The 24320-nt window shown below is 72.2% G+C and carries 21 protein-coding genes and 1 pseudogene; 17 read left to right on the top strand and 5 right to left on the bottom strand.

The annotated features are described in order from the left end of the window. Positions 1-181: 181 nt before the first annotated feature. The 4 genes and pseudogenes from GA0070618_RS08205 to GA0070618_RS08190 form a co-directional block, all read left to right on the top strand. Positions 182-1507, top strand: a pseudogene (locus GA0070618_RS08205) (M14 family metallopeptidase); the annotation flags it as partial. Positions 1508-1856: 349 nt separating this feature from the next. Then, a complete protein-coding gene (locus GA0070618_RS08200; protein WP_088981105.1) occupies positions 1857-2795 on the top strand; it encodes an ABC transporter substrate-binding protein in 939 nt (312 codons plus the stop codon). A 32-nt stretch (positions 2796-2827) separates the two neighbouring features. Next, complete coding sequence (locus GA0070618_RS08195; RefSeq protein WP_231931656.1) at positions 2828-3952, top strand: FecCD family ABC transporter permease; 1125 nt, start codon at positions 2828-2830, stop codon at positions 3950-3952. Between the two features lie 125 nt (positions 3953-4077). Continuing rightward, positions 4078-4854 (top strand): ABC transporter ATP-binding protein, encoded by a 777-nt coding sequence (locus GA0070618_RS08190; protein ID WP_231931820.1) that lies wholly within the window; start codon positions 4078-4080, stop codon positions 4852-4854. Between the two features lie 3 nt (positions 4855-4857). Here the strand turns inward: GA0070618_RS08190 and GA0070618_RS08185 are convergent, their stop codons facing one another. Next, positions 4858-5670 (bottom strand): VOC family protein, encoded by an 813-nt coding sequence (locus GA0070618_RS08185; protein ID WP_088981104.1) that lies wholly within the window; start codon positions 5668-5670, stop codon positions 4858-4860. 53 nt (positions 5671-5723) lie between these two features. Continuing rightward, on the bottom strand, positions 5724-7847 hold the full coding sequence (locus GA0070618_RS08180; RefSeq protein WP_088981103.1) for a HelD family protein: 2124 nt from the start codon (positions 7845-7847) through the stop codon (positions 5724-5726). 217 nt (positions 7848-8064) lie between these two features. Here GA0070618_RS08180 and GA0070618_RS08175 point away from each other — a divergent pair, with 217 nt between their 5' ends. Both GA0070618_RS08175 and GA0070618_RS08170 read left to right on the top strand, forming a co-directional pair. Then, a complete protein-coding gene (locus tag GA0070618_RS08175; protein WP_088981102.1) occupies positions 8065-9354 on the top strand; it encodes an MFS transporter in 1290 nt (429 codons plus the stop codon). 33 nt (positions 9355-9387) lie between these two features. Then, complete coding sequence (locus GA0070618_RS08170; RefSeq protein ID WP_088981101.1) at positions 9388-10239, top strand: menaquinone biosynthetic enzyme MqnA/MqnD family protein; 852 nt, start codon at positions 9388-9390, stop codon at positions 10237-10239. 1 nt (position 10240) lies between these two features. On the opposite strand, the gene GA0070618_RS08165 is transcribed toward GA0070618_RS08170, so the two are convergent. Next, complete coding sequence (locus tag GA0070618_RS08165; protein WP_088981100.1) at positions 10241-11200, bottom strand: serine hydrolase; 960 nt, start codon at positions 11198-11200, stop codon at positions 10241-10243. After that, positions 11200-12138 carry a hypothetical protein gene (locus GA0070618_RS08160; RefSeq protein ID WP_088981099.1) on the bottom strand — a complete coding sequence of 313 codons (939 nt, stop codon included), beginning with the start codon at positions 12136-12138 and terminating at the stop codon, positions 11200-11202. The genes GA0070618_RS08165 and GA0070618_RS08160 overlap by 1 nt, the downstream gene beginning before the upstream one ends. Before the next feature lie 370 nt (positions 12139-12508). Here GA0070618_RS08160 and paaA point away from each other — a divergent pair, with 370 nt between their 5' ends. The 5 genes from paaA to paaE are packed head-to-tail and all read left to right on the top strand — an operon-like array spanning position 12509 to position 16194. Further along, entirely contained in the window at positions 12509-13579 is a 1071-nt protein-coding gene (gene paaA / locus GA0070618_RS08155) for a 1,2-phenylacetyl-CoA epoxidase subunit PaaA (RefSeq protein ID WP_088981098.1), read from the top strand. After that, positions 13576-13863, top strand: coding sequence for a 1,2-phenylacetyl-CoA epoxidase subunit PaaB (gene paaB / locus GA0070618_RS08150; protein WP_088981097.1), 288 nt, complete (start codon positions 13576-13578; stop codon positions 13861-13863). The genes paaA and paaB overlap by 4 nt, the downstream gene beginning before the upstream one ends. Further along, positions 13860-14612: a 1,2-phenylacetyl-CoA epoxidase subunit PaaC gene (paaC, locus tag GA0070618_RS08145; RefSeq protein ID WP_088981096.1), complete on the top strand. Its 753-nt coding sequence runs from the start codon at positions 13860-13862 to the stop codon at positions 14610-14612. Before paaB ends, paaC begins: the two co-directional genes overlap by 4 nt. Next, positions 14606-15082: a 1,2-phenylacetyl-CoA epoxidase subunit PaaD gene (paaD, locus tag GA0070618_RS08140; RefSeq protein ID WP_088981095.1), complete on the top strand. Its 477-nt coding sequence runs from the start codon at positions 14606-14608 to the stop codon at positions 15080-15082. The genes paaC and paaD overlap by 7 nt, the downstream gene beginning before the upstream one ends. Continuing rightward, positions 15079-16194 (top strand): 1,2-phenylacetyl-CoA epoxidase subunit PaaE, encoded by a 1116-nt coding sequence (gene paaE, locus GA0070618_RS08135; protein ID WP_088981094.1) that lies wholly within the window; start codon positions 15079-15081, stop codon positions 16192-16194. Before paaD ends, paaE begins: the two co-directional genes overlap by 4 nt. Before the next feature lie 253 nt (positions 16195-16447). Here the strand turns inward: paaE and GA0070618_RS08130 are convergent, their stop codons facing one another. Then, a complete protein-coding gene (locus tag GA0070618_RS08130; RefSeq protein WP_088981093.1) occupies positions 16448-17323 on the bottom strand; it encodes an ATP-grasp domain-containing protein in 876 nt (291 codons plus the stop codon). 421 nt (positions 17324-17744) lie between these two features. Here GA0070618_RS08130 and mqnC point away from each other — a divergent pair, with 421 nt between their 5' ends. From mqnC to GA0070618_RS08100, 6 genes are all read left to right on the top strand, one after another. Further along, positions 17745-18935, top strand: coding sequence for a cyclic dehypoxanthinyl futalosine synthase (mqnC, locus tag GA0070618_RS08125; protein ID WP_088981092.1), 1191 nt, complete (start codon positions 17745-17747; stop codon positions 18933-18935). 285 nt (positions 18936-19220) lie between these two features. Further along, on the top strand, positions 19221-20420 hold the full coding sequence (locus tag GA0070618_RS08120) for an LPXTG cell wall anchor domain-containing protein (RefSeq protein WP_088981091.1): 1200 nt from the start codon (positions 19221-19223) through the stop codon (positions 20418-20420). Positions 20421-20565: 145 nt separating this feature from the next. Beyond that, positions 20566-21777 (top strand): LPXTG cell wall anchor domain-containing protein, encoded by a 1212-nt coding sequence (locus tag GA0070618_RS08115; RefSeq protein ID WP_088981090.1) that lies wholly within the window; start codon positions 20566-20568, stop codon positions 21775-21777. A gap of 83 nt (positions 21778-21860) precedes the next feature. Then, positions 21861-22571, top strand: coding sequence for a demethylmenaquinone methyltransferase (locus GA0070618_RS08110; RefSeq protein WP_088981089.1), 711 nt, complete (start codon positions 21861-21863; stop codon positions 22569-22571). A 60-nt stretch (positions 22572-22631) separates the two neighbouring features. After that, positions 22632-22862, top strand: a complete 231-nt coding sequence (locus tag GA0070618_RS08105) for a hypothetical protein (protein WP_088981088.1) — start codon at positions 22632-22634, stop codon at positions 22860-22862. A 136-nt stretch (positions 22863-22998) separates the two neighbouring features. Next, entirely contained in the window at positions 22999-24273 is a 1275-nt protein-coding gene (locus GA0070618_RS08100; RefSeq protein ID WP_088981087.1) for a geranylgeranyl reductase family protein, read from the top strand. Positions 24274-24320 lie beyond the last annotated feature (47 nt).

Raw genomic sequence — 24320 nt, 5'->3', positions numbered from 1 at the left:
TCGACTTTCACTATCCCGTTCGGTGGGAAGTTTCGCCAGATGTCCATCGAGGGGAAAATTTTTGCCGATGCGAGGATGCGCTTGGCATGAAAGAGATGGCCGTCAATATTGATATGACCATGTGACCGGTGGTGAAGTGTGATCCACCAGCGGAGAAACTCCGCGCCGTCAGGAGGTTGGCATGGCCTTCCGAAAATCCGTCACACTCCGTCGTGGGATGGTGCTCGCCGTCAGTGCCGCGGTGGGGCTCTTCGCCGTCGTCTCCGGACCGGTGGCCGCGGAACCCCGCGCCGACCGGTCCGAACCCGTCGCCGCGCAGTACCAGGTGCACGGTCCGCGTACCGTCGACGACCGCAGCGCGGTGGCCCGCACCGGCGCCAGCATCGACGGCATCGAGCACGGCCGGCTGGTCGTCTCGGCCACCCCGGCCGAGGCCGCCGCGATCACCAAGCTCGGCTTCCGGCTCGACCCGATGGCCGCCCCGCACGACGACCACTCGCACGAATCGTCGGACGTCGGCCCTGCGGCGTTCCCGCCGGCCGACTCGAACTACCACGACTACGCCGAGTTGACCGCGGTGGTGAACAAGGTGGTCGCGGACCATCCCACCCTCGCCCGCAAGATCAGCATCGGTCGGTCGTACGAGGGCCGCGACCTGATGGCGGTCAAGATCTCCGACAACGTCGCCACCGACGAGAACGAGCCGGAGATCGTGTTCAACTCCCAGCAGCACGCCCGGGAGCACCTGACCGTCGAGATGGCGATCTACCTGCTCAACCTCTTCACCGACAGCTACGGCACCGACTCGCGGGTCACCAACGTGGTCAACAGCCGGGAGCTGTGGATCATCCCGACGGTGAACCCGGACGGCAGCGAGTACGACATCGCCACCGGCTCATACCGGTCCTGGCGGAAGAACCGGCAGCCGAACAGCGGCTCGGCGGCGGTCGGCACCGACCTGAACCGGAACTGGGGCTACCAGTGGGGCTGCTGCGGCGGCTCGTCCGGCTCGCCCGGGTCGGACACCTACCGGGGCCCGTCGGCGTTCTCCGCGCCGGAGACCGCGGCGTTCCGGGACTTCGTGAACAGCCGGGTGATCGGCGGCGTCCAGCAGATCAAGGCGAACATCGACTTCCACACGTACTCGGAGCTGGTGCTTTGGCCGTTCGGCTACACGTACAACAACACCGCCCCGGGGATGACCACCGACCAGTACAACACCTTCGCCACCATCGGCCAGCAGATGGCGAACCTCAACGGCTACACCCCGGAGCAGTCCAGTGACCTCTACATCACCGACGGCGACAGCCTCGACTGGATGTGGGGGCAGCACAGGATCTGGGCGTACACCTTCGAGATGTACCCCCGCAACGCCTTCAGCGGCGGCTTCTACCCGCCGGACGAGGTGATCACCCGGGAGACCACCCGGAACAAGGACGCGGTCCTGCTGCTCAGCGAGTACGCCGACTGCCCGTACCGGGCGATCGGCAAGCAGGGCACCTACTGCTCGTAACAGCCTGACCAGGGACGTCGAGGGCGGGCCGGCCACGCCGGTCCGCCCTCACCGTCCGTGTTGCGCTACCGTTCCCCCCGGACCACCCGCAGCGAAGCCGGTCAGAATCCGGCGCTGTCCCGCAACTGTGACGCCTTCCGCCCCGGCCCTCCGGCCGGGGGCGTTCCGGCCTCCCGGGCCGGGGCGCCGCTCCCCGCCGGGTCACCGGCCCGAGTCGGGCGGGAGGACGAGCCAGGCCGCCTGCGGAGGGTCGCGACCCGCGCTCTCGAGGAAGGGCGCCTCGCGGGCGGTCGGGCCGTGGCCCCTGTCGGCGAAGCACACTCCTCGACCGACAGGAGGCCAGATGACACGACGCACCCCTCGACTCCTCACCGTGGCGCTCGCGGTCACCGCGCTCGCGCTCGGTGCCTGCGCCGACCCGGACGACGACGAGCCGACCCCCGGCGCGAGCGGCGCGGCGGGACAGTTCCCGGTCACGGTGGGCGGACTGACCCTGGAGAAGCGACCCGAGAAGATCGTCTCGCTCTCCGCCGCCGCCACCGAGATGCTCTTCGCCATCGGCGCGGGCCCGCAGGTCACCGCCGTCGACGAGCAGTCGAACCACCCGCCGGAGGCACCCAAGACCGACCTGTCCGGCTTCCAGCCGAACGCCGAGGCGATCTCCGCGAAGACCCCGGACCTCGTCGTGCTCTCCGACGACAGGAACAAGATCGTCGACCAGCTCACCGCGTTGAAGATCCCGGTGCACCTCGTGCCGGCGGCGCAGACGCTGGACGACACCTACCGGCAGATCGGCGAGCTGGGCCAGCTCACCGGGCAGGCCGACGAGGCGACCGACCTGACCCGGCGGATGAAGGACGACATCGCCAAGCTGGTCGCGGACCTGCCGAAGCGCGCCGAGAAGCTCACCTACTACCACGAGCTGGGTCCGGAGCTGTACACCGCGACCAGCAAGACCTACATCGGCTCGCTGTACGCCCTGGTCGGGCTGGAGAACATCGCCGACGCCTCCGACGCCGACGGCAAGAGCGGCGGCTATCCGCAGCTCTCCCAGGAGGTCATCGTCAAGGCCGACCCGGACTTCATCTTCCTGGCCGACACCAAGTGCTGCCAGCAGAGCGCGCAGACGGTGGGCGCGCGAGGCGGCTGGGGCGGGATCACCGCGGTGAAGAACAACCAGGTCGTCCCGCTCGACGACGACATCGCCTCCCGCTGGGGTCCGCGCGTGGTCGACCTGCTCCGCGCGATCGTGGACGCCGTGGCCAAGGCCCCGGTCGCGTGACCGTGCCGAGTTGGTAGCAGGGGTCCCCTCCTATGCAGAAAGCGGTAACAGGGGACCCCTCCTCACACCTGGGCGGGGCGGGCACAACCTCGGCTCCGGCCGGTCTGGCGGGGACGCGGCCGGCCGGGCTGCGGTTGCCCTGGCTGGCCGCCGGGATCCTGGCGGTGCTCGTCGCGCTCGTCGCCGGGGTGTCGTTCGGCGCGGTCAGCCTGCCGCCCGGCAGCGTCGCCGTCGAACTGCTCAATCTCCTTCCCGGGGTACGCCTCGACAGCGGACTCACCGAACGTGAGATCGCCATCGTCACCGAGCTGCGCCTGCCCCGCGCCGTGCTCGGGCTGCTCGTCGGTGGGCTGCTCGCCCTGGCCGGCGGCTGCTACCAGGGCGTCTTCCGCAACCCGCTGGCCGACCCGTACCTGCTGGGGGTGGCGGCCGGCGCGGGCCTGGCGGTCACCGCGGCGATCGCCCTCGGCGGCACCGACGGCGCGCTGAGCCGGCTGCCGTTCACGATTCCGCTGGCCGCGTTCGTCGGTTCGCTCGGCGCGGTGGCGATGACGTACCTGCTCGGTGCCGCCGGGGGACGTGACCGCTCCCCGGCGACCCTGATCCTGGCCGGGGTGGCGGTCTCGGCCTTCCTCTCCGCCGGCCAGACCTACCTGCTGCAACGCAACTCCGACAACATCCAGCAGGTCTACTCCTGGCTGCTCGGGCGGCTCGCCACCGCCGGCTGGCACGACGTGCTGCTGGTGCTGCCCTACTTCGCGCTGACCGCCGGGGTGGTGCTGCTGCACCGGCGTGAACTCGACGTGCTCGCCCTCGGCGACGACGAGGCGAGCAGCCTCGGCCTGCACCCGCAGCGCTCCCGGTACCTGTTGATCGCCGCCGCTTCGCTCGGCACCGCCGCCGCGGTCTCCGCCTCCGGGCTGATCGGCTTCGTGGGGATCATCGTGCCGCACACCGTACGGCTACTCGCCGGCTCCAGCTACCGGGCGATCCTGCCGCTGTCGATGCTCTTCGGCGGGGCGTTCCTGGCGCTGACCGACGTGGTGGCCCGGACCGCCGCCGCCCCCGCCGAGGTGCCGATCGGCGTGGTCACCGCCCTGCTCGGCGGCCCGTTCTTCGTGCTGGTGCTGCGCACCGTACGCCGGGTGCCGACGTGACCGCCCACCGCCCGGCCGACGCCGACGCGCCCGTCCACCGCACGCCGGGTGCCGACGTGACCGCCCACCGCCCGGCCGGTGCCGGCGTCCACCGCCCGGCGGGCGCTGCCGGCGCCGCCGTCGAGATCCGGGGACTGCACGTCAGCCTGGACGGCGTCCCGATCCTCACCGGGGTCGACCTGACCGTCGCGGCCGGCGAGTGGGTCACCGTGATCGGTCCGAACGGCGCGGGCAAGTCCACCCTGCTCCGCGCCGTCGGGGGCCTGCTGCCCGCGTCCGGCGCGATCTCCCTGTTCGGTACGCCCAGCGCCGCCCTGCGCCGCCGGGACCGGGCCCGGGTGGTCGCCACGGTCGCCCAGTCCCCCGCCGTGCCGGCCGGCATGTCGGTCTTCGACTACGTGCTGCTCGGGCGGACCCCGTACATCCCGCCGCTGGGCCGGGAGTCCGCCGCCGACGTGGCCACCGTGCACGAGGTGCTCGACCGGCTGGACCTGGCCGGCTTCGCCCGCCGCGAGCTGTCCACCCTCTCCGGCGGGGAACGGCAGCGGGTCTTCCTGGCCCGGGCACTGGCCCAGGGGGCCACGCTGCTGCTGCTCGACGAGCCGACCAGTGCCCTGGACATCGGCCACCAGCAGGAGGTGCTGGAACTGGTCGACCAGCTCCGGCACGCGCACGGACTGACCGTGCTCGCCACCATGCACGACCTCACCGTCGCCGGCGAGTACGCCGACCGGCTGGTGCTGGTCGCCGGCGGCCGTGCGGTCGCCACCGGCGCCCCGCGCGACGTGCTCACCGAGGAACTGCTGGCCACCCACTACCGGGCGCGGGTCCGGGTGGTCGACGGCACCCACGGCCCGCTGGTGGTGCCGGTCCGTCCCCGCTCGTCGTCCACCACGCCCTGACCGCTAACCGGCGCGCGCGATCACGGAGAAGAGGGCGCCCTGCGGGTCGCGGAGGGCGGCGTACCGACCGGACCGGCTGTCCCGGGGCGGCACCAGCACCTCGCCGCCGAGCCGTACCGCGCGGTCGGCCGTCGCGTCCGCGTCGTCCACCGCGAAGTACACCGCCCAGTACGCCGGCAGGTCGGCCGGGAATCCGTCCCCCAGCGGCGGCATCATCCCCGCGACGATCCGGTCCCCGAGCCGCCAGCCGGTGTAGGGACCGTCCGCCGGCTGCTCCTCCGGGTGCCAGCCGAACACCAGCTCGTAGAAGACCTTCGCCGCCTCCGGATCGGGGGTCACCAGCTCGTTCCAGGCCATCGAGCCCGGGACGCCGAGCACCTCCGCGCCGGGCATCGTCATCGGCTGCCAGACCGACAGCACCGCCCCAGCCGGGTCGCTGAAGACCGCCATCCGGCCCTGGTCGAAGACCTCGAACGGCGGGACGAACACCAGCCCACCCGCTGCGGTGACCCGCCCCGCGACCAGGTCCGCGTCGTCCGTGGCCACGTACGTCGACCAGATCGGCACCTGGTCGGGAGCGGCCGGCGGCCCCGCGCCGGCGACCGCCCGGCCGTCGTGCCGGAAGACCGTGTACCCGTGCGCGTCGGGCTCCGGCGAGACGTGCGCCGTCCAGCCGAACAACTCGGGATAGAAGCGCCGCGTGTCCGCCAGGTCGGGGGTGGCCAGGTCGGCCCAGCAGGGCGTACCCGGCGGAACGGCACCGCGCACCGGACCCCCTCTCGCCGGGCGTACCCCGACGGCACGCCCTGCCGGCATCCTCACACCGGCGGGCGCGCCCCGTCCGGCGAACCGGTCAGAACGTCCGCGCGCTACGCCGGTCCGGTGAGCGGGGCGGGCAGGGGAACGGTGTGCAGCACGGCGAGCCGGGAGACCGCCCGGGTGAGCACCACGTAGAGGCGGTGCAGGCCGCGCGGCTCCGCGGCGACGATCGCCGTCGGCTCGACGACCACCACGTGGTCGTACTCCAGGCCCTTGACCAGGGTGGCCGGGACGACGGTGACCCGGGCGGCGGCCTCGACGTCGTCCGCGCCGCCGGTCGGCACGCCGGCCGCGTCGAGGGCGGCGCGCAGACCGTCGACCGCGTCGTCGGCGGCGATCACCCCGACCGAACCGTCGTGGGCCAGCGCCGCGTGCACCTCGGCCACCGTCGCCGCCGTCAGGTCGGTCACGGTACGCACGTCGAGCGTCCCGTCGCGGCGCAGCGACTCCGCCGGCGGTACGTCCACGGCGAGCGCCGGGAGCAGCCGGTTGGCGAACGCCACCACCACGGCCGGCACCCGGAAGCCGACGGTCAGCGGGACCACCGTCGCGTCCGGCTTGCCCAGGTGGGCCAGGCTTTCCCGCCAGTCCGTGGCGGCCCACGGCGCGGTGCCCTGGGCCAGGTCGCCGAGGAGGGTGACCGAGCCGTGTTCGCTGCGTCGGGCGATCACCCGGCACTGCATCGGGGAGAGGTCCTGGGCCTCGTCCACCACCACGTGTCCGTAGCCGGCCGGTCGTTCGATCAGGCCGGCGGCCTCGTCGACGAGGACGGCGTCGGCGGCGCTCCACCGGGTCGCCTTCGGGGTCCGGGCCGGCTTCGCCCAGGTGAGCAGCGCCTGTTCGGCCGGGGTGAGCAGGCCGTCGGCCGCCTCGGCGAGCAGCTGCGGGTCGGCCAGCAGCCGGTGCACCAGCCCCTCCGGGGTGAGCGCCGGCCAGACCGCGTCGAGGAACGCGGTGACCGGTCGGGCCTTGCCCATCCGGCGCAGCCAGGCATCGCCCGGCGACTCGGCCCGCCGCGCCTCGGCCTGTCGTTGCAGCAGCCCGACCACGCGGGCCCGGACCCGTTCCCGTCCGGTGGCGTACGGCAGCCCCTCGCGGCGGGTCTCCTCGACCACCCGGTGCAACGGGTCCAGCCCGATCCGCCAGCGGAACGACCCGTCCGAGACCACGATCGGCTCGGTCGGCTCGCCCACGTGCGACCGGACCGCCCGCCACAGCACCTCCGCCATCCGCGCGTCGTGCTTGAGCGCCGCCACGGCCGGCTCGTCGACCGCGCGGACGGCGACCCGGCCGACCAGGTCCTCCACGGTGGCCTGCTCCACCTCGACCTCGCCGAGCGCCGGCAGCACCGCCGCGATGTACGACAGGAACGCCCGGTTCGGCCCGACGATCAGGACGCCGGACCGGCGCAGCCGTTCCCGGTGCAGGTAGAGCAGGTACGCGGCCCGGTGCAGGCCGACGGCCGTCTTGCCGGTGCCCGGGGCGCCCTGCACGCAGATCGAGTCGGCCAGGTCGGCCCGGACCAGTTCGTCCTGCTCGGGCTGGATGGTGGCGACGATGTCCCGCATCGGCCCGACGCGTGGCCGTTCGATCTCGGCGGTGAGGATGCGGCTGGTGGTGCCGAGTTCCTCGCCCCGGTCGAGGTGCTCGTCCTCGAAGCTGGTCAGCGTGCCCCCGCTGAACCCGAACCGGCGTCGGGTCGCCACGCCCTGCGGGTCGCGGGCGCTGGCCCGGTAGAACGACCGCGAGACCGGGGCCCGCCAGTCCAGCACCAGCGGTTCGCCGGCCTCGTCGGTGACATGCCGCCGCCCGATGTGGTAGCGGTGCCCGGCGTGGTCCAGGTCGGTGCCACCGCCGTGGTGTCCGTCGGCCGCTCGGCCGCTGTGCTGCCCGTCGGCCGTCCGGCCGCTGTGCTGTCGTTCGGCCGCCCGGCCGAAGTCGAGCCGGCCGAAGAAGAGCGGCGTGGCGGGGTCGTCGGCCAGTTCCGCGACCCGGCGGGCCATGTGCCGGCCGAGCTGCTCGGCGGTGTAGGCGTCACCGGCGACCTTGTCGCCGCCAGCGAAGAGGACCTCGGCGCGTTCGCGCATCCGGCGCAGCGCCGTGCGGGACGAGGCCAGGTGGGACTGCTCGGCGGCGAGTTCGTCCGCCAGGGACACGGGGGCGTGCAGGGACATCCGACGTACTCCTCGACACGGGGGAGAAGACACTGCCGCTCGCGTTTCCGACCGTGCGGGTCGGCGCGGGACGTCCGCTGCGGTGCTCGATCACCGCGGCCGTCGGCGGGAACGAAGAGTCTACGCCCCGTCGTCCGGCACAGCCGCCGATATTCCACCCGTGCCGTCGCGAATAACCGGTTGTCCCGAGCGGAGGCGCGCAACTACGTTCCGCGAAATGCCCTCCACCTCCATCCTGTCGGCACCGTCCTCCTCCCGATGGTCCGACGTCGGGTTCGCGACCGTCGCCCGAGGTGTCTCCACCTGTGGGGACTTCCTCGCCGCCACGGCGCTGACCCTGGCACTCCAGTCCGCCGGGGCCGGTGGGCTGGCGGTGTCGGCGCTGCTGCTCGCCGCGACCCTGCCGCTGGTGCTCCTCGCCCCGCTGACCGGACGACTGGCCGACCGGGTGGACAGCCGCACCCTGCTGGTCGGTGCCGGGTTCGCCCAGGCGGCCGTCTGCCTGTCGCTCGCGTACGCCGAGCATCCGGTCGTGATCGTCACGCTGGTGGCGCTGCTCGCCAGCGGTCTCGCGGTCACCCAACCTGTGCTGGCCGCGCTGCTGCCCGCGATGGTCCGCGCCGAGGACCTGCCCCGGGCCAGCGCGTTCAACCAGACCGCCGCCACCATCGGCATGCTCGGCGGGCCGGCCCTGGCCGGGCTGCTGGTGGGACAGTTCGGCACCCGGGTCCCACTGCTCGTCGACGCCGCCAGCTACCTCGCGCTGGTGGTGGCCGGACTCGTCATCCGTACCCGTCGGGGTGGCTCCCGGTCCGCCGGGCCGGCGGGGTCCGGCGGGGAACGCCCGACGCCGGCCTGGCGACTGCGGCGCGACCCGGTGCTGGTGGCGATGGTCGCCACGATGGCCGCGGTGGTCGGTGCGCTCGGGGCGCTCGGGGTGGTCGAGGTCTTCTACCTCCGGGAGACCCTGGACGCCTCCGCGACCATGTTCGGCGTGGTCACCGCGGCCTGGCCGCTCGGCATCCTGCCCGGGGCCTGGCTGCTGGCCCGGTTTGCCGCCCGGTTCACCGACGACGCCACGCTGCTCTGGGGCGGGCTGGTCCTGCTGGCCGTCTGCTGCCTGATGGTCCTGGTCGGGGCGGTGGTGCCGGTCGCGCTGCTGGTGGTGCCGTGCTGGCTGCTGGGCGGGCTGGCCAACGGCGGCGACAGCGTGCTGAACAACCTCCTGCTGGCCCGCCGCGTGCCCGAGGCCGCTCGGGGTCGGGCCTTCGCGGTCTTCGGTGGGGCCACCCAGGGCGCCGCGATGGTCGGTTACCTGATCGGTGGCCTTGCGATGGAGGTGGCCGCGCCCCGCCCGCTGGTCGCCGCCTGCGGTGTGGCGGGACTGCTGGTGGTGGTCGTCTTCGTGGTGCCGGTCGCCCGTGCGGCGCGCACCGACCGGCAGCGGCGGTCGACCCCGGAGGGTGCCGCCGGTGCGGGGTTGCCCACTCCCACCCCCGCCCGGTGAGCGGTCGGTTTTCGACGGGGATACGGTCGGGGCATGGTTGACCGTGTCGCACGCCCCCGGGTCGGGCACATCCAGTTCCTCAACTGCCTGCCGATCTACTGGGGCCTGATGCGCTCCGGTGCGCTGATCGACGTCGACCTGCACAAGGACTCGCCGGACCGGCTCAGCGCCGCGCTGGTCGCCGGTGACCTGGACATCGGTCCCATCTCGCACGTGGAGTACCTGCGCCACGCCGACGAGCTGCTGCTCCTGCCCGACCTGGCGGTGGGCAGCGACGGCCCGGTGCTCTCGGTCAACGTGGTCTCGACGCGTCCGCTGGCCGAGCTGGACGGCCGTCCGGTGGCGCTGGGCTCCACCTCGCGGACCGGCGTGCTGCTGGCCCAGTTGCTGCTCGGCGAGCGGTACGGGGTGTGCCCCGAGTACTTCCGCTGCCCGCCCGACCTGACCCAGATGCTGCTGGAGGCGGACGCCGGTGTCCTGATCGGCGACGTGGCGTTGCGCGCCCTCTACGAGGCCCCGCGCCGGGGGCTGGCGGTGACCGACCTCGGGCAGGCCTGGCGGGAGTGGACCGGCCTGCCGATGGTCTTCGCCGTCTGGGCGGTTCGCCGTGACTTCGCCGCTGCCCATCCGGGGCTGGTGAAGGAGGTGCACGAGGCGTTCCTGCGCTCACGTGACCTCTGCCTGTCCGAGCTGGACGAGGTCGCGGCCTCGGCCGCCCGGTGGGAACCGTTCGACGCGGAGACGCTGGCGTCGTACTTCCGGGTGTTGGACTTCTCCCTCGGCGAGCGCCAGGTCGCGGGGCTGCGGGAGTTCGCCCGCCGCGCTGCCGAGGCGGGCGAGGCCCCGGCGCTGCCGGCCGGCGGCCCGGAGTTCTTCACCGGCTGACTCAGGTGGCGGCTGCCCGGAGCTGCTCGGCGACCTTCTCGCAGTTGGCCATGCCGTACTCGTAGCCCAGGTTGATCGGGTAGCGGACCATCACGCCCATGGTCCAGCCGTCCCCGATGGCCAGGCAGTTGACGTGGATCTCCTGCTCGCGGGTCCGGTCGACCCAGCCGTTCTTGATGGCGATCTGCTTCTGCTCGGCGGCCGGGAAGGCCTTGCGGATGCCGAAGTCACCGGTGCCCCGGACCAGCCTCATCTCCTTCAGCAGCCAGTCGGTCCACTCCGGGCCGGCGGCCCGGCCGTCGGCGATGCAGGCGCCCATCCGGGCGGTGTCGCGTGCGGAGAGGTTGGTCCGGCTCCAGCCCCCGTCGGCGGCCGGGCTGCTGTCGGTCAGCTTGCACGTGGCGATGAGTCGCTTGATCGAGGGCTCGCCGCCGAGCGTGTTGTAGAACTGCTGGGTCCGGGTGTTGTCGCTGTCCCGGATGATCTTGGTGGCGTCGGCGAGCTTCGCGTCGCTCACCGTGCGGCCGGCCTCGTCGGCACGACGCAGGTAGTCCGCGACGATCCAGGCCTTGATCAGCGATGCGGTGGTGTTGGTCTCGCTCATGTTCGCCGAGCCGGCGATCTCGCCGGTGCGGGTGTCCAGCAGACTCCAGCTCCACCAGCCCTCGGCGTCCAGCGTGACCTCGGTCGCGCGCAGCGGCAGCGGCGGCGGCTCGGGCGAGGGGGTCGGGGACGGGGCCGGCGTGCTGCGCGTACTGCGGTCGGTGGCCCCGTCGGTGACCCGGGCCGCCGGGTCGGCGACGGAGCCCCAACGGGCGGCGACGTCCGACTCGAACGGCGATCCGGGCAGCAGTCGCAGGGCGACCAGCACCAGCCCGATCAGGACCACGGCGACGCCGATCAGTCGCAGCGGCGAGGGATCGCCGCCGCCCGCCCGGGTGGCCCGGCGGTTGCCCGCCATCAGGGCTTCGCCACCGGCTGCGGGACCTTGAGCGCGGCACCCGGCTGCGGGGTGACGAGCTGGGTGGTCACGCTCTGGCAGACCTGCGCGCCGTAGTCCAGCCCGTGGTCCTTCGGGTACCGCATCATCACCGCGAGACTCCACTTGTCGGTCACGGCCAGACAGTTCAGGTGCCACTGGAGGTCCGCCCAGAGCATCGTCCAGCCGTTCTTGATGCCCACCGGGCCCTGTCCGGTGATCGACGGCGGCAGGCCGTCGATGATGCCCCACCGGCCGCCGCCCTGCTTGAGCTGCTGGTCCTCGGGGGCGGTGGTGCCCCGGACGTTGGCCATCTCCGTCAACAGGAACGGGGTCCACTTCGGGCCGGCGGCCGTGCCGTCGGCGATGCAGTCGCCCATCCGTACGGCGTCCCGGGGCGACATCTGGGTGTACGCCCACCGCGCCTTCGGGTCGATCCGGGTGTCGGTCAGCTTGCACATGGTGATCAGCCGTTCGAGGACGGCCCTGCTGCCGCCGGCCTGGTAGAGCGCCTGGGCGGCGGTGTCGTTGCTGTCCCGGATGGCGGTGACGGCCTGCTTGCGCCGCTCGGCGGGAAGCGGCTTGTCACCGAGGCGACGCAGGTAGTCGGCGACGATCCAGGACTTGATCATCGACTCGGTGGAGTTGGTGGTGGTGAGGTTCTCCGCGCCCGAGATGGTGCCGGTCTCCCGGTCCATCAGCGCCCAGGAGAAGTACTTGCCGTCGAAGGGCACCGACACGGGGGCGTTCGTCAGGGTGGGCGGCGGGGGCGCGACGGGCGGCGGAGCCGCGACGCTCTCCGTGTCGTCGCCCGAGCTGCTGCTGTCACTGGCGAGACGGACGTACGCGCTGGGGACCAGTATGCCGACGCCGAGCAGCACCGCCAGGATGGCGAGCACCAGGGTCACGCGGGGACGCATGAGCGGGCGAACTCCCAGAAGTCAGGGCCGGGGGACCAGCTTTTCCGATGTACGTCGGCGGGGCGGCCGGGGCCGGGGCGGGATGCGGTCGTCGGGGACGGCGATCGCCCGGAGCCGATCGGTGTGACCGGCAAAGTCTACGTCCGGAACCGGGAGGCGCCAGAAGCCGTGGCCGGGTGACGCGCCGGAAAACCGGGACATCTGACGCATTGCCCCGTATTGCCCGGCTTCTGGGATGTGAGATGGCGCACTGTTCGGCGGATGTCCCGTCGGACCTGGCTGGAGGCGGTCGCCCGCTCGCCCGTCGCCCGACCCTGATCGCTGTTACATCCCTCTAGCGCCCGCTGCGGGGAGCTGTAACACTTGGACCGTGTACGGCAACGACTTCGCGAACCCGGACGAGGCCCCCGGCGGGGGTCTGCTCGATCAGGTCGAGGCGGCGGAGGCGGCCCTGCGGGAGGCCGCCGCCCGGGGGCGTCCCGACGGCGCTCCGCCCGGGGCCGACCTGGAGGCGTACTTCGCCGAGGTGATCGGGGCCGACCAGAAGATCGAGCCCCGCGACTGGATGCCCGAGGCGTACCGCAAGACGCTGATCCGGCAGATCGCCCAGCACGCACACTCCGAGATCATCGGCATGCAGCCGGAGGGGAACTGGATCAGCCGCGCCCCCTCGCTCAAGCGCAAGGCGATCCTGCTGGCCAAGGTCCAGGACGAGGCCGGGCACGGGCTCTACCTCTACTCCGCCGCCGAGACCCTCGGGGTCAGCCGGGACGAACTGGTCGAGATGCTCGTCTCCGGCCGGCAGAAGTACAGCTCGATCTTCAACTACCCGACGCTGACCTGGGCGGACGTCGGCGCGATCGGGTGGCTGGTCGACGGCGCGGCGATCGTCAACCAGGTGCCGCTGTGCCGCTGCTCCTACGGCCCGTACGCGCGGGCGATGATCCGGGTCTGCAAGGAGGAGTCCTTCCACCAGCGGCAGGGCTACGAGATCCTGCACACCCTCGCGCACGGCACGCCGGAGCAGAAGGCGATGGCACAGGACGCCGTCGACCGCTGGTGGTACCCGTCCCTGGCCATGTTCGGCCCGCCGGACGGCGACTCCACCCACTCCGCGCAGTCCATGGCCTGGAAGATCAAGCGTTTCTCCAACGACGAGCTGCGCCAGCGCTTCGTCGACATGTGCGTGCAGCAGGCCGAGATCCTCGGCCTCACCCTGCCCGACGACGACCTGCGCTGGAACGAGCAGCGGCAGGCGTACGACTTCACCCAGCCCGACTACGCCGAGCTGATGCGGGTCATCAAGGGCGACGGGCCGTGCAACCGGCAGCGGATCGAACACCGCCGCCGCGCCCACACCGAGGGGGCCTGGGTGCGCGAGGCCGCCACGGCGTACGCGACCAAGCAGGCGGAGCGGAAGAAGGAGCAGGTCGCCGCATGAGCCAGGAACTGTCCCCGCTCTGGGAGGTGTTCGTGCGCGCCCGGCGCGGGCTGTCGCACACCCACGTCGGCAGCCTGCACGCCCCCGACGCCGAGGTGGCGCTGCGTAACGCCCGGGACCTCTACACCCGACGGCAGGAGGGGGTCTCGATCTGGGTGGTCCCGGCCGGTGCGATCACCGCGTCCAGCCCCGACGAGAAGGACGCCTTCTTCGATCCGGCGGCCGACAAGGTCTACCGTCACCCCACCTTCTACCAGGTGCCGGACGGGGTGGCGCACCTGTGAACCACGACCTGCACGAGTTCACGCTCCGGCTCGGCGACGACGCCCTGGTCGCCGCCCAGCGCCTCGCCGAGTGGACCACCCGGGCGCCGGAGATGGAGGAGGACGTCGCGCTGGCCAACATCGCCCTCGACCAGCTCGGCGCGGCCCGGCTGCTGCTGACCTACGCCGGTGAGCTGGAGGGCGCCGGGCGGGACGAAGACGCGTTGGCGTTCCTCCGCGACGACCGGGAGTTCCGCAACTGCCTCCTGGTCGAGCTGCCCAACGGCGACTTCGCGGTGACCATGGCGAAGCTGCTCTTCCTCGCCGCCTACCAGCACCCGATCTACACCGCGTTGGCCGGTCGCGCCGACGAACGACTCGCCGCGATCGCCGCGAAGGCCCGCAAGGAGTCCGCGTACCACCTCGACCACGCTGCGCTCTGGGTGCGGCGGCTCGGCGACGGCACCGAGGAGTCGCACCGGCGGATGCAGGCCGCCGTGGACGAGGTCTGGCCGTACACCCACGAGCTGTTCGCCGCCGACGAGCTGACCGCCCGGCTGGACGACGCCGGGCTGGCCGCCGCCCCGTCCACCCTGCGCCCGCAGTGGTTGGAGCGGGTGGAGGCGGTGCTCGCCGAGGCCACGCTGACCCGTCCGGCGGACGGCTGGGGCCCCTCCGGCGGGCGCGACGGCGTGCACACCGAGCACCTGTCCTACCTGCTTGCCGAGATGCAGGTCCTGCACCGCGCCCACCCGGGTGCCCAGTGGTAGGTCCCCGGGAGGCGGTGGCGGCGGTGGTGGACCCGGAGATCCGGGTGGTCACCATCGACGACCTCGGCATCCTGCGCTCGGTGGAGGAGGATCCGGCCACCGGCCGGGTGGTGGTGACCATCACCCCCACCTACACGGGCTGCCCCGCGATGGACGTCATCCGGGCCGACATCCGCCGCGCGCTGGCTGCCGCCGGCCATCCTGACGCCGAGGTCCGCACGGTGCTCACCCCCGACTGGAGCACCGACTGGATCTCCGACGCCGGGCGGGCCAAGCTCGCCGCCGCCGGCATCGCCCCACCGGCCCCGACCCGGAGCGGTGGGGTCGTGCCGCTGACCCTGGCGGTCCGCTGCCCGCGCTGCGGGTCGCCGGAGACCGAGCAGATCAGCCGGTTCGGCTCCACCGCCTGCAAGGCGCTGTGGCGGTGCCGATCCTGTCGTGAACCCTTCGACCACCTGAAGGCGCTGTGACTGTCACCATCACCCGGCCGGTCCGTCGTCGGCCGGTCTTCCACCCGCTGCCGGTCGCCGCCGTCGACCGGCTCACCGAGGACGCCGTGGCGATCACCTTCGCGGTGCCCGAGGAGTTGCGCGCGACGTTCACCTTCCGCGCCGGCCAGCACCTCACCGTGCGGCTACCCGGCGGCGGAGCCGGCGACGCCGAGGTGCGCCGGTCGTACTCGATCTGCTCGACGCCGGACGAACTGGACCGGCACGGTCGGCTGCGGATCGGCGTGCGCGAGGTCCCCGGCGGGGCCTTCTCCACCTTCGCCTGCGGCGCGCTGCGCTCCGGCGACACCGTCGAGGTGTTGCCGCCGCTGGGGCACTTCACCACGGCGTTCGCGCCGGACCGGGTCCGCCACTACGGCGCGGTGGTGGCCGGGTCGGGGATCACCCCGGTGCTCGCGCTGGTCGCGACCGCGCTGGCCGTCGAACCGGCCAGCACGTTCACCCTGGTGTACGGCAACCGCACCGCGAACACGGTGATGTTCGCCGAGGAACTGGCCGACCTGAAGGACCGCCACCCCACCCGGCTGCACCTGGTGCACGTGCTCTCCCGGGAGCCGGGTGAGTCGCCGCTGCTCTCCGGACGCGTCGACGCCGACCGGCTCGGCCGCCTGCTGGACAGCATCGTCCCCGGCGACCGGATCGACGAGTGGTTCCTCTGCGGCCCGTACGGCATGGTGGTCGACGCCAAGGCGGTGCTGACCGACCGGGGCGTCCCGGCGTCGGCGGTGCACACCGAACTGTTCCACGTCGACGCGCCACCGGAGCCGCCGCGCCGACCGGCCGACGCGCCGGGGACCGGGGCCGAGGTCACCATCCTGCTGGACGGCCGGGCGTCGACCTTCACCATGGGACGCGAGCAGCGGGTACTCGACGCCGCCCTGAAGGTGCGCGGTGAACTGCCGTACGCCTGCAAGGGCGGGGTCTGCTCGACGTGCCGGGCGAAGGTGGTCTCCGGCGAGGTGTCGATGGCCCGCAACTACGCCCTCGAACCGGACGAGGTGGCTGCCGGATACGTGTTGACCTGCCAGTCGTCCCCGACCACCGACCAGCTCGTCATCGACTACGACGCCTGACCGGTCGACCACTGCCGTCCGGTCGACCACCGCCGCCCCGGTCACCGCCGCCCCGGTCACCGCCGCCCCGGTCACCGGCGGCGGCCGGTGCCGGTGGTGGGCCGCCTCGGCCCGGGCGAGAGGGTTCGGCGAACCTCTCGGACGATGTGGTCCGGGCGGAGGTAGAGGTCCCGATCGGTGAAGTAGCGCATGGTCCAGCCCTGGGCCGACAGCCAGTTCCTCCTGGCCCGGTCGCTCCGGAGGCGCTCGCGGGTCAGGTGGAACCATGATCGACGGGGTTGGGTGTAAGCGGGGTGAGGAGCGGGGAGAGCAGGCTGGAGGGCTGGACGGTGGTGGGGCGGTCGCTGACCTGTCCGTCACCGAGCTCGACCACCCGCCATTCGCCGTCGTCGCGGCACGCCAGGTCGACCGTGACGAAGGGCAGCCCAAGGGCGGCCACCAGCGGTGCGAGGGTGGTCAGGTCAGGGTCGGTGGCGGTCGGTCGGTCCGGGGTGTCCGGGTGCGGGCCGACGAGCACGCACCGACCGTCGCACCACCAGGTGCGCACCTCCGCCGAGGTGAACCGCTCGAAGCGGCGTAGCACGAAGCCGCCGACGAAGTCGTCCTCGCGCAGTTCGCGGAACCGGCGGGCCACCCGCCAGGCGGCCTCGGCGTCGGTCAGGTCGGGGATGAAGGCCGCCTCGTCCCAGTGGTGCTTCATCGACTTGCAGTAGTCGCGGAGCACGGCCGGGCCGTCGCCCAGCTCGATGCGGGCCCGGTCGAAGGCTTCACGCCCGTCACCTGAGGTCCAGGTCGTCGCCGGCGTCACCGACGCCAGGTCCGGATACCAGCCGGGCAGTTCGTGTGCCCGGCGGTACTGCTCGCTGCCGGTGTGCAGGAAGACCCTCCGGGCGGCCAGCGCTTCCGCGAAGGCCGCGTACCGCTCGGCGCGGAGCATCCAGCCCCGGTAGACCGCCTCGCCCTCGCCGGTCAGGCGCCGCAGTGCGGCGTCCGTGTCGCCCCGGGCGAGCGCGTCGTGGTCCACCACCGCGACCGGTACGCCGGCCTCCCGGGCAGCCGCCTCCTCCGATGCGAAGTGCTGGTCGGGGCGGTACGGACGGAGCGGGTCGGCAGGCACCAGCAGCAGCATCGGGCCATTCTCGCCGGGCCCGCCGCTCCGGTCAGGCCGGTCAGCTCGGGGCCTTGACCTGGCCGTCGTAGGCGATGCTGCGCCACAGGTCGAACTGGCGGTCGTTGCCGACCAGGGGGTTGCCAGCCAGGGCGACGGCGGCGTGCACCTCCTCGTCGTTACGCAGTTGCCGGAAGTAGCCGGGCCCGACCAGGGCGATGCCCGGAACGTCGAGTCGTCACGTTCGAGAACCAGGCGAGCAGTGTTGATCTTTGCCGCCTGCTCCACCAGTTCGACGAGGCATGCCCCGCGGGCTGCCCGGGAGTCTCGGTGGTTCTTTGCGTCGAAGACCACAGCATGGATCGGCAACACGCTGATGGCCTCGACCAACTGCGGTGCGGGCGTGGCGGGTTAGGTTCCTGGGCGCAGTAGGCTCGCAGGTGTGAGTGTGAGCCGGGAGATCGACGACATCCTGCAGCGCGGCGCGGACGGCGGGCGGATCACGCCTGAGGAGGCGCTGCTGCTCTACACCGAGGCGCCGTTCCACGCCCTCGGTGAGGCGGCCGACGCGGTGCGGCGGCGGCGGTACCCGGACAACATCGTCACGTATCTCATCGACCGCAACATCAACTACACCAACGTCTGCGTCACCGCGTGCAAGTTCTGCGCGTTCTACCGCGCGCCGAAGCACAAGGAGGGCTGGACCCACCCGACCGAGGAGATCCTGCGCCGCTGCGGCGAGGCGGTCGAGCTGGGCGCGACGCAGGTGATGCTCCAGGGCGGCCACCACCCCGACTACGGCGTGGAGTACTACGAGGAGTTGTTCTCCTCGGTCAAGAAGGCGTACCCGAACCTCGCGATCCACTCGATCGGGCCGAGCGAGATCCTGCACATGGCGAAGGTCTCCGGGGTGAGCCTGGACGAGGCGATCGCACGTATCAAGGCCGCCGGGCTGGACTCGATCGCCGGGGCCGGGGCGGAGATGCTGCCGGAGCGCCCACGGCGGGCGATCGCACCGCTGAAGGAGTCCGGCGAGCGCTGGCTGGAGGTCATGGAGCTGGCCCACCGGCAGGGGGTCGAGTCGACCGCCACGATGATGATGGGCACCGGTGAGACCGCCGCCGAGCGGATCGAGCACCTGCGGATGATCCGCGACGTCCAGGACCGGACGAAGGGCTTCCGCGCCTTCATCCCGTGGACGTACCAGCCGGAGAACAACCACCTGAAGGGGCGCACCCAGGCGACGACCCTGGAGTACCTGCGCCTGATCGCGGTGGCCCGACTCTTCTTCGAGACCGTGCCGCACCTCCAGGCGTCCTGGCTGACCACCGGCAAGGACGTCGGTCAGCTCGCCCTGCACATGGGAGTGGACGACCTCGGCTCGATCATGCTGGAGGAGAACGTCATCTCCTCGGCCGGTGCCCGGCACCGCTCCAACCTGCACGAGCTGATCGCGATGATCCGCTCGGCCGACCGGATCCCGGCCCAGCGGGACACCCTCTACCGGCACCTGGCGGTGCACCGCACGCCGGCCGAGGACCCGACCGACGACCGCGTCGTGTCGCACTTCTCGTCGATTGCGATTCCGGGCGGCGGCGTCGGCCGTTCACTGCCTTTGGTGGATGCCCAGTAAACGGTCGGTAATCATCGTCGTTATTGCGGGATCGACCGAACGGGCAATGGTTGTCCGGCGGGCGGGCCGATCGCGGTAACCATTGGGGCCAGAGTTACCTGTGATTCTGCCCAGTAAGCGCATCAATTCGGACAATCCTTAAGTGGTTCTTAGTCGAGCAGCTCACTGCGGGTCTCCCCAGGGGGTGGCGGGGGCGACCGTGGACCGCTAACGTCCCGGTCGGCGGTGCCGGGTGGACGTCGCGCCCGGACGCATTCTTTCCCGTCTCCCTAGGGGAACACCTCAATGATCTTCCGTAACCGAGCGTTGACGGCGCGGGTTGGCGCTGCCGCACTGCTGGCCTCCGGCGTGTTCACCGCGCTCGGCGTTCCGGCCCACGCCGCCGGCACCGAGACCGACCTTTCCCTCGACGTGGTCGGCACCCGGGTCGCCGCCGGCAGCGAGGGGAAGGTCGTTTTCGCCAAGGTCACCAATCGGGGTAAGAACACTCCGACCGACCTGTCGATCAGCGCGGACCTGTCGAAGGTGGACACCGACAAGGCGGTCCCCGTTCCGGCCGTGCCGGACTGCGACCTGAACGCGGCCGGCTGGTCCTGCAAGGTGCCGTCGGAGTTGCTGCCGGGTCCGGGCGAGACGGTCGAGCTCCCGGTGGTGCTCTTCAAGCAGGAGGGCTTCGAGGGCACGTACAAGGCCCCGATCACCTTCTCCATCGCCTCCACCGACGACACCGACGACAGCAACAACAGCAAGTCCGCCACGATCGAGTTCACCGACGAGAGCGGCCCGGACCTGCTCCTCCTCGCCGGTGACGTGAAGCAGGCGGTGAAGGTCGACGAGAACGGCGAGCTGTCCGTCGTCGGCGACCTGCACGCCGGCGAGACCGGCGTGCTCCAGTACTTCGTGGTCAACCAGGGTGACCGGGCGGCCGGGGGTCTCACCGTCACGGTCGAGCTTCCCAAGGGCGTGACCTTCACCGAGGCGGAGCCGGACTGCGAGTACAACGCGGCCAACACCGAGGCCGTCTGCACCTACCGCCAGCTTCCGCTGGTTCCGGTCGACGAGGACACCGACGAGAACGACGACGTCTTCTCCGCCGGTGACTTCTACCACCTGCTCTCGGTCGGAGCGGACGTGAAGGCCGGCAGCCTCACCGGCGGCAGCGTGACCGTCGAGCCGATCGTGGCGACGCAGCCGCTGCGGGGTCTCGCCCGGAAGGCCACCAAGCTGCCGGAGAACGTCACCGGCATCCGGGGCGCCGACGTGGACGCCAGCGACAACACCGACGGCTACGCGGTCGTCGTGGCCGCCAGGGGCGGCTCCGGTGGCGGCGACGGCGACGGCGGCCTGCCGGTGACCGGCCCGCAGGCCGGCCTGATCGGCGGGATCGGCGGTGCCGTGCTGCTCGCCGGTGGTGCCATGTTCCTGGCCGCCCGTCGTCGCCGGGTGGTCCTGGTGACCCCGGGCGACGAGACGTCGACCGTCTGACGGTCGTCCTCAACCGGCCCGTGCGGGCCGTCTACATAACGCACCGCGAGGGGGGCGGGATGGGTGACCGTCCCGCCCCCACCGTTTCCAGGTGCGGTCCGACCCGGGCCGCCCCCACCTCACGCTCGCAACTCCGAGGGACCGCATGAACCTGTTCACCCGCGCGGCGCTGGCCCGAACTGGCGCCGTGACCCTGCTCACGGCCGGGTTGGTCGCGGTCGGCGCGCCGGCCCAGGCGGCCGACCAGGTCGACCTGAACCTCATTCCGCTCAGCGGCCAGATCGCCAGGGGCGTCTCCGAGGCCAAGGCCAAGCCCTTCAAGTTCACCGTGGACAACACCCGAAGCACGGCGGACGCCCGCAACGTCACCGTCAAGGTGGACGCCCGGAAGGTCAACCACAAGAGGGTCGGCTTCTTCGTGCCGGACGGCTGCCAGCAGCAGGGCAAGGCCGTCTACTCCTGTGTCCTCGGCGACCTCTCCGCCGGGACCAGCGAGGACTTCGGCATCCCGCTGTTCAGCACCGGTACGCGTGGTCCCGCCGGCACCCTGGTGGTCTCCATCACCTCCGAGACCGCCGAGGCGGACCCGGAGGACAACACCGTCGAGGTCGACCTCACCGTGACCAAGCCCGGCTACGACCTGGTCACCTGGGCCCAGGACGTCTACGCCGACGTCGAGGTCGACGGTGACGAGGAGACCGGCCTGCGGCCGGTCCGTCCAGGTGAGACCGCCCCGCTGGACTGGGCCGTCTACAACGGCGGCAGCCGGCGGGCGACCGGGCTGTTCTACCTGATCTCCCTGCCGGCCGGGGTCAGCTTCGCCGAGCTGCCGGAGAACTGCGTCCAGGAGGACTTCCTCGGGATCGCCCAGGCGTTCTGCGACGACCCGGCCGTGGTGCTGAAGCCGGGTGAGTACTACACCGACAGCGTCCGGGTGAAGGTGGCCAAGGAGGTCACCGAGCCGGTGCTGCGGATCGGCAACATCTACGCCGCCGGCCTGGACCGGGCCCTCGCGGGCGAGCCGGAGGAGGAGCCGGAGGTCGCCGGACCGGCCCAGCGCCGGGCGTTCAGCGAGGTCGACGACATCGACAACAGCGCGCTCTTCGACGTCTTCGTCGACCTGACCACCCCGACGCCGGGCCCGAGTGCCTCGCCGTCGGTCTCGCCGAGCGTCCCGCCGGCGGCGGGTGGCGGTAGCGGTGGCGGCGACGGCGGGCTGCCGGTGACCGGTGTCCAGGCCGGTCTGATCGGTGGCGTCGGCGGCACCGTCCTGCTGGTCGGGGGCGCGCTGCTGGTGCTCTCCCGCCGCCGTCGGGTGGTGCTGGTGACCCCGGCCGACGAGAAGTCCACCAACTGACGTCCTGCTGACGCCCGGGGCCGGGCGGGATGGGTGACCATCCCGCCCGGCCCCGTCGTGCATCGGGCTGGCAGAGTGGGGGCGTGAGCCGTACCCCGCAGGGCCAGCGCGCCAGTCTGGACAAGCAGCCGCACGAGGTCGCCGCGATGTTCGACGGCGTGGCCGCTCGATACGACCTGACCAACACCGTGCTCTCCTTCGGGCAGGACCGGGGGTGGCGCCGGGCGACCCGGGCCGCACTGGCCCTGGAGCCGGGTGAGCGGGTGCTGGACGTGGGCGCCGGCACCGGGGTCTCCACCGAGGAACTGGCCCGCAGCGGGGCGTACGCCGTCGGCGCCGACCTGAGTCTGGGCATGCTCGCCGCCGGGCGGCGGGTACGGCCGGAGGTGCCGCTGCTCGCCGGGGACGCGCTGCGGCTGCCCTTCGCCGACGCGACCTTCGACGCGGTGACCATCTCCTTCGCGTTGCGTAACGTGTCGGACCCGGACGCGGCCCTGCGCGAGCTGGCCCGGGTCACGCGTCCCGGCGGGCGGCTGGTGGTCTGCGAGTTCAGCACCCCCACCAACCCCGCGTTCCGGACGGTCTACCTGTCGTACCTGATGCGGTCGCTGCCCACGGTGGCCCGGTCGGTCTCCAGCAACCCGGACGCCTACGTCTACCTCGCCGAGTCGATCCGGGCCTGGCCCGACCAGCCGGCGCTGGCCGCGCGGATCGGTGCCTCGGGGTGGGGCCGGGTGGCCTGGCGCAACCTGACCGGCGGCATCGCGGCGCTGCACCGGGCGGTCCGCGACTAGTCACCCTCACGTTCCCTGTTATCCCTTTTTGGCGGCCTTTGCCCCCGTAGGCTGTCCGCCATGACGGGAGCAGACGAGGCGTACCGGGTGGTTGCCGACGAGGACGACACGCGCGAACTCGTCGACCAGCTCCGGCAGCTCGCCGGTGCCGACCCGGCCACCGTCCGGCAGGTGGTGGCGGAGGTGCTGGCCGCCCTGGACCGGGTGGCCGGCGGGGCGCTGCGCGACCAGTTGCCCGAGGCGATCCGGCTCGACGTGGGCCTGGACAGGGTCACTCCCGGTCATCCCTGAGTGCTCACTCAGGTCTCCAGGACCCCCCTCCAGGCAAGTTAGGGTCACCTAACCCTGGGCGGGGGTAATGACGGTCATAGACTCCTCCCCGACTGGCTTGTGAAGTGTTTCACGAGCGTATGGGGAGGAGGCCCGGATGACGACGGTGGAGCACGACGCCGACGTGATCGTCGTGGGCGCCGGACCCGGCGGCTCGGCGACCGCGTACCACCTGGCGCGGCACGGAGCCCGGGTGCTGCTGCTGGAGAAGACCGAGTTCCCCCGGGAGAAGGTCTGCGGTGACGGGCTGACCCCGCGCGCGGTCCGGCAGCTCATCCGGATGGGCGTGGACACCTCGCCCGAGGCCGGCTGGCTCCAGAACCGGGGCCTGCGGGTGATCGGCGGCGGCCTCCGGCTGGAGCTGGACTGGCCCGACCTGGCCAGCTTCCCCAACTACGGGCTCGTGCGCACCCGGCTGGACTTCGACGACCTGCTCGCCCAACGGGCCGTCGCGGCCGGTGCCGAGCTGCGCACCGGCGTGAACGTCATGGGTCCGGTGCTCGACCCCACCGGCCGGGTCACCGGCGTCGAGGCCGAGGTCGGCCCGGACAAGGTCCCGGCCACCTTCCACGCCCCGCTGGTGGTCGCCGCCGACGGCGTCTCCGGCCGGTTCCCCCTCGCGCTCGGCCTGGCCAAGCGGGAAGACCGCCCGATCGGCGTGGCGGTCCGGCGGTACTACCGCTGCCCGGCCAAGCACGACGACAACTACCTCGAGTCCTGGCTCGAACTGCGCAGCAAGGGCAGCGACGCGCTGCTGCCCGGGTACGGCTGGATCTTCGGCCTCGGTGACGGCCGGGTCAACGTCGGCCTGGGCGTGCTCAACTCCTCCTCCGCCTTCGGCAAGACGAACTACCGGCGACTGCTCACCGACTGGCTGGCCAACACCCCGGCCGACTGGGGCATGACCGACGAGGCGAACGCCGAGGGTCCGATCCTCGGCGCGGCGCTGCCGATGGGCTTCAACCGGGTGCCGCACTACACCCGGGGCGTGCTGCTGGTCGGCGACTCGGGCGGCATGGTCAACCCCTTCAACGGCGAGGGCATCGCGTACGCGATGGAGTCCGGCGAGCTGGCCGCGGAGATCGCGGTGCAGGCGCTGGCCCGGCCGGCGGGCGCGGAGCGCGAGCGGGCGCTGACGGCGTACCCGACGGAGCTGAAGGCGCGGTTCGGCGGCTACTACCGCCTCGGCGGGATCTTCGTGAAGCTGATCGGCCGACCGGAGATCATGCGGATCGCCACCAAGCACGGCATGCCGCACCCGATGCTCATGCGCTTCGTGCTGAAGCTGCTGGCCAACCTGACCGACCCGCGTGGCGGGGACGCGATGGACCGGGTCATCAACGCGATGACGAAGGCGGCCCCAGCGGTCTAGCCGCACCCCGGCGCAGGTTGCCGGAGGTGAAGTTAATAGTGTGATTT

Origin of the sequence: Micromonospora echinospora (assembly GCF_900091495.1) — a bacterium.
In the GTDB taxonomy this organism is placed as follows: Bacteria; Actinomycetota; Actinomycetes; order Mycobacteriales; family Micromonosporaceae; genus Micromonospora; species Micromonospora echinospora.
Note: the sequence above shows the minus strand (reverse complement) of the source record. Positions and strands in the feature narration are given on the sequence as shown.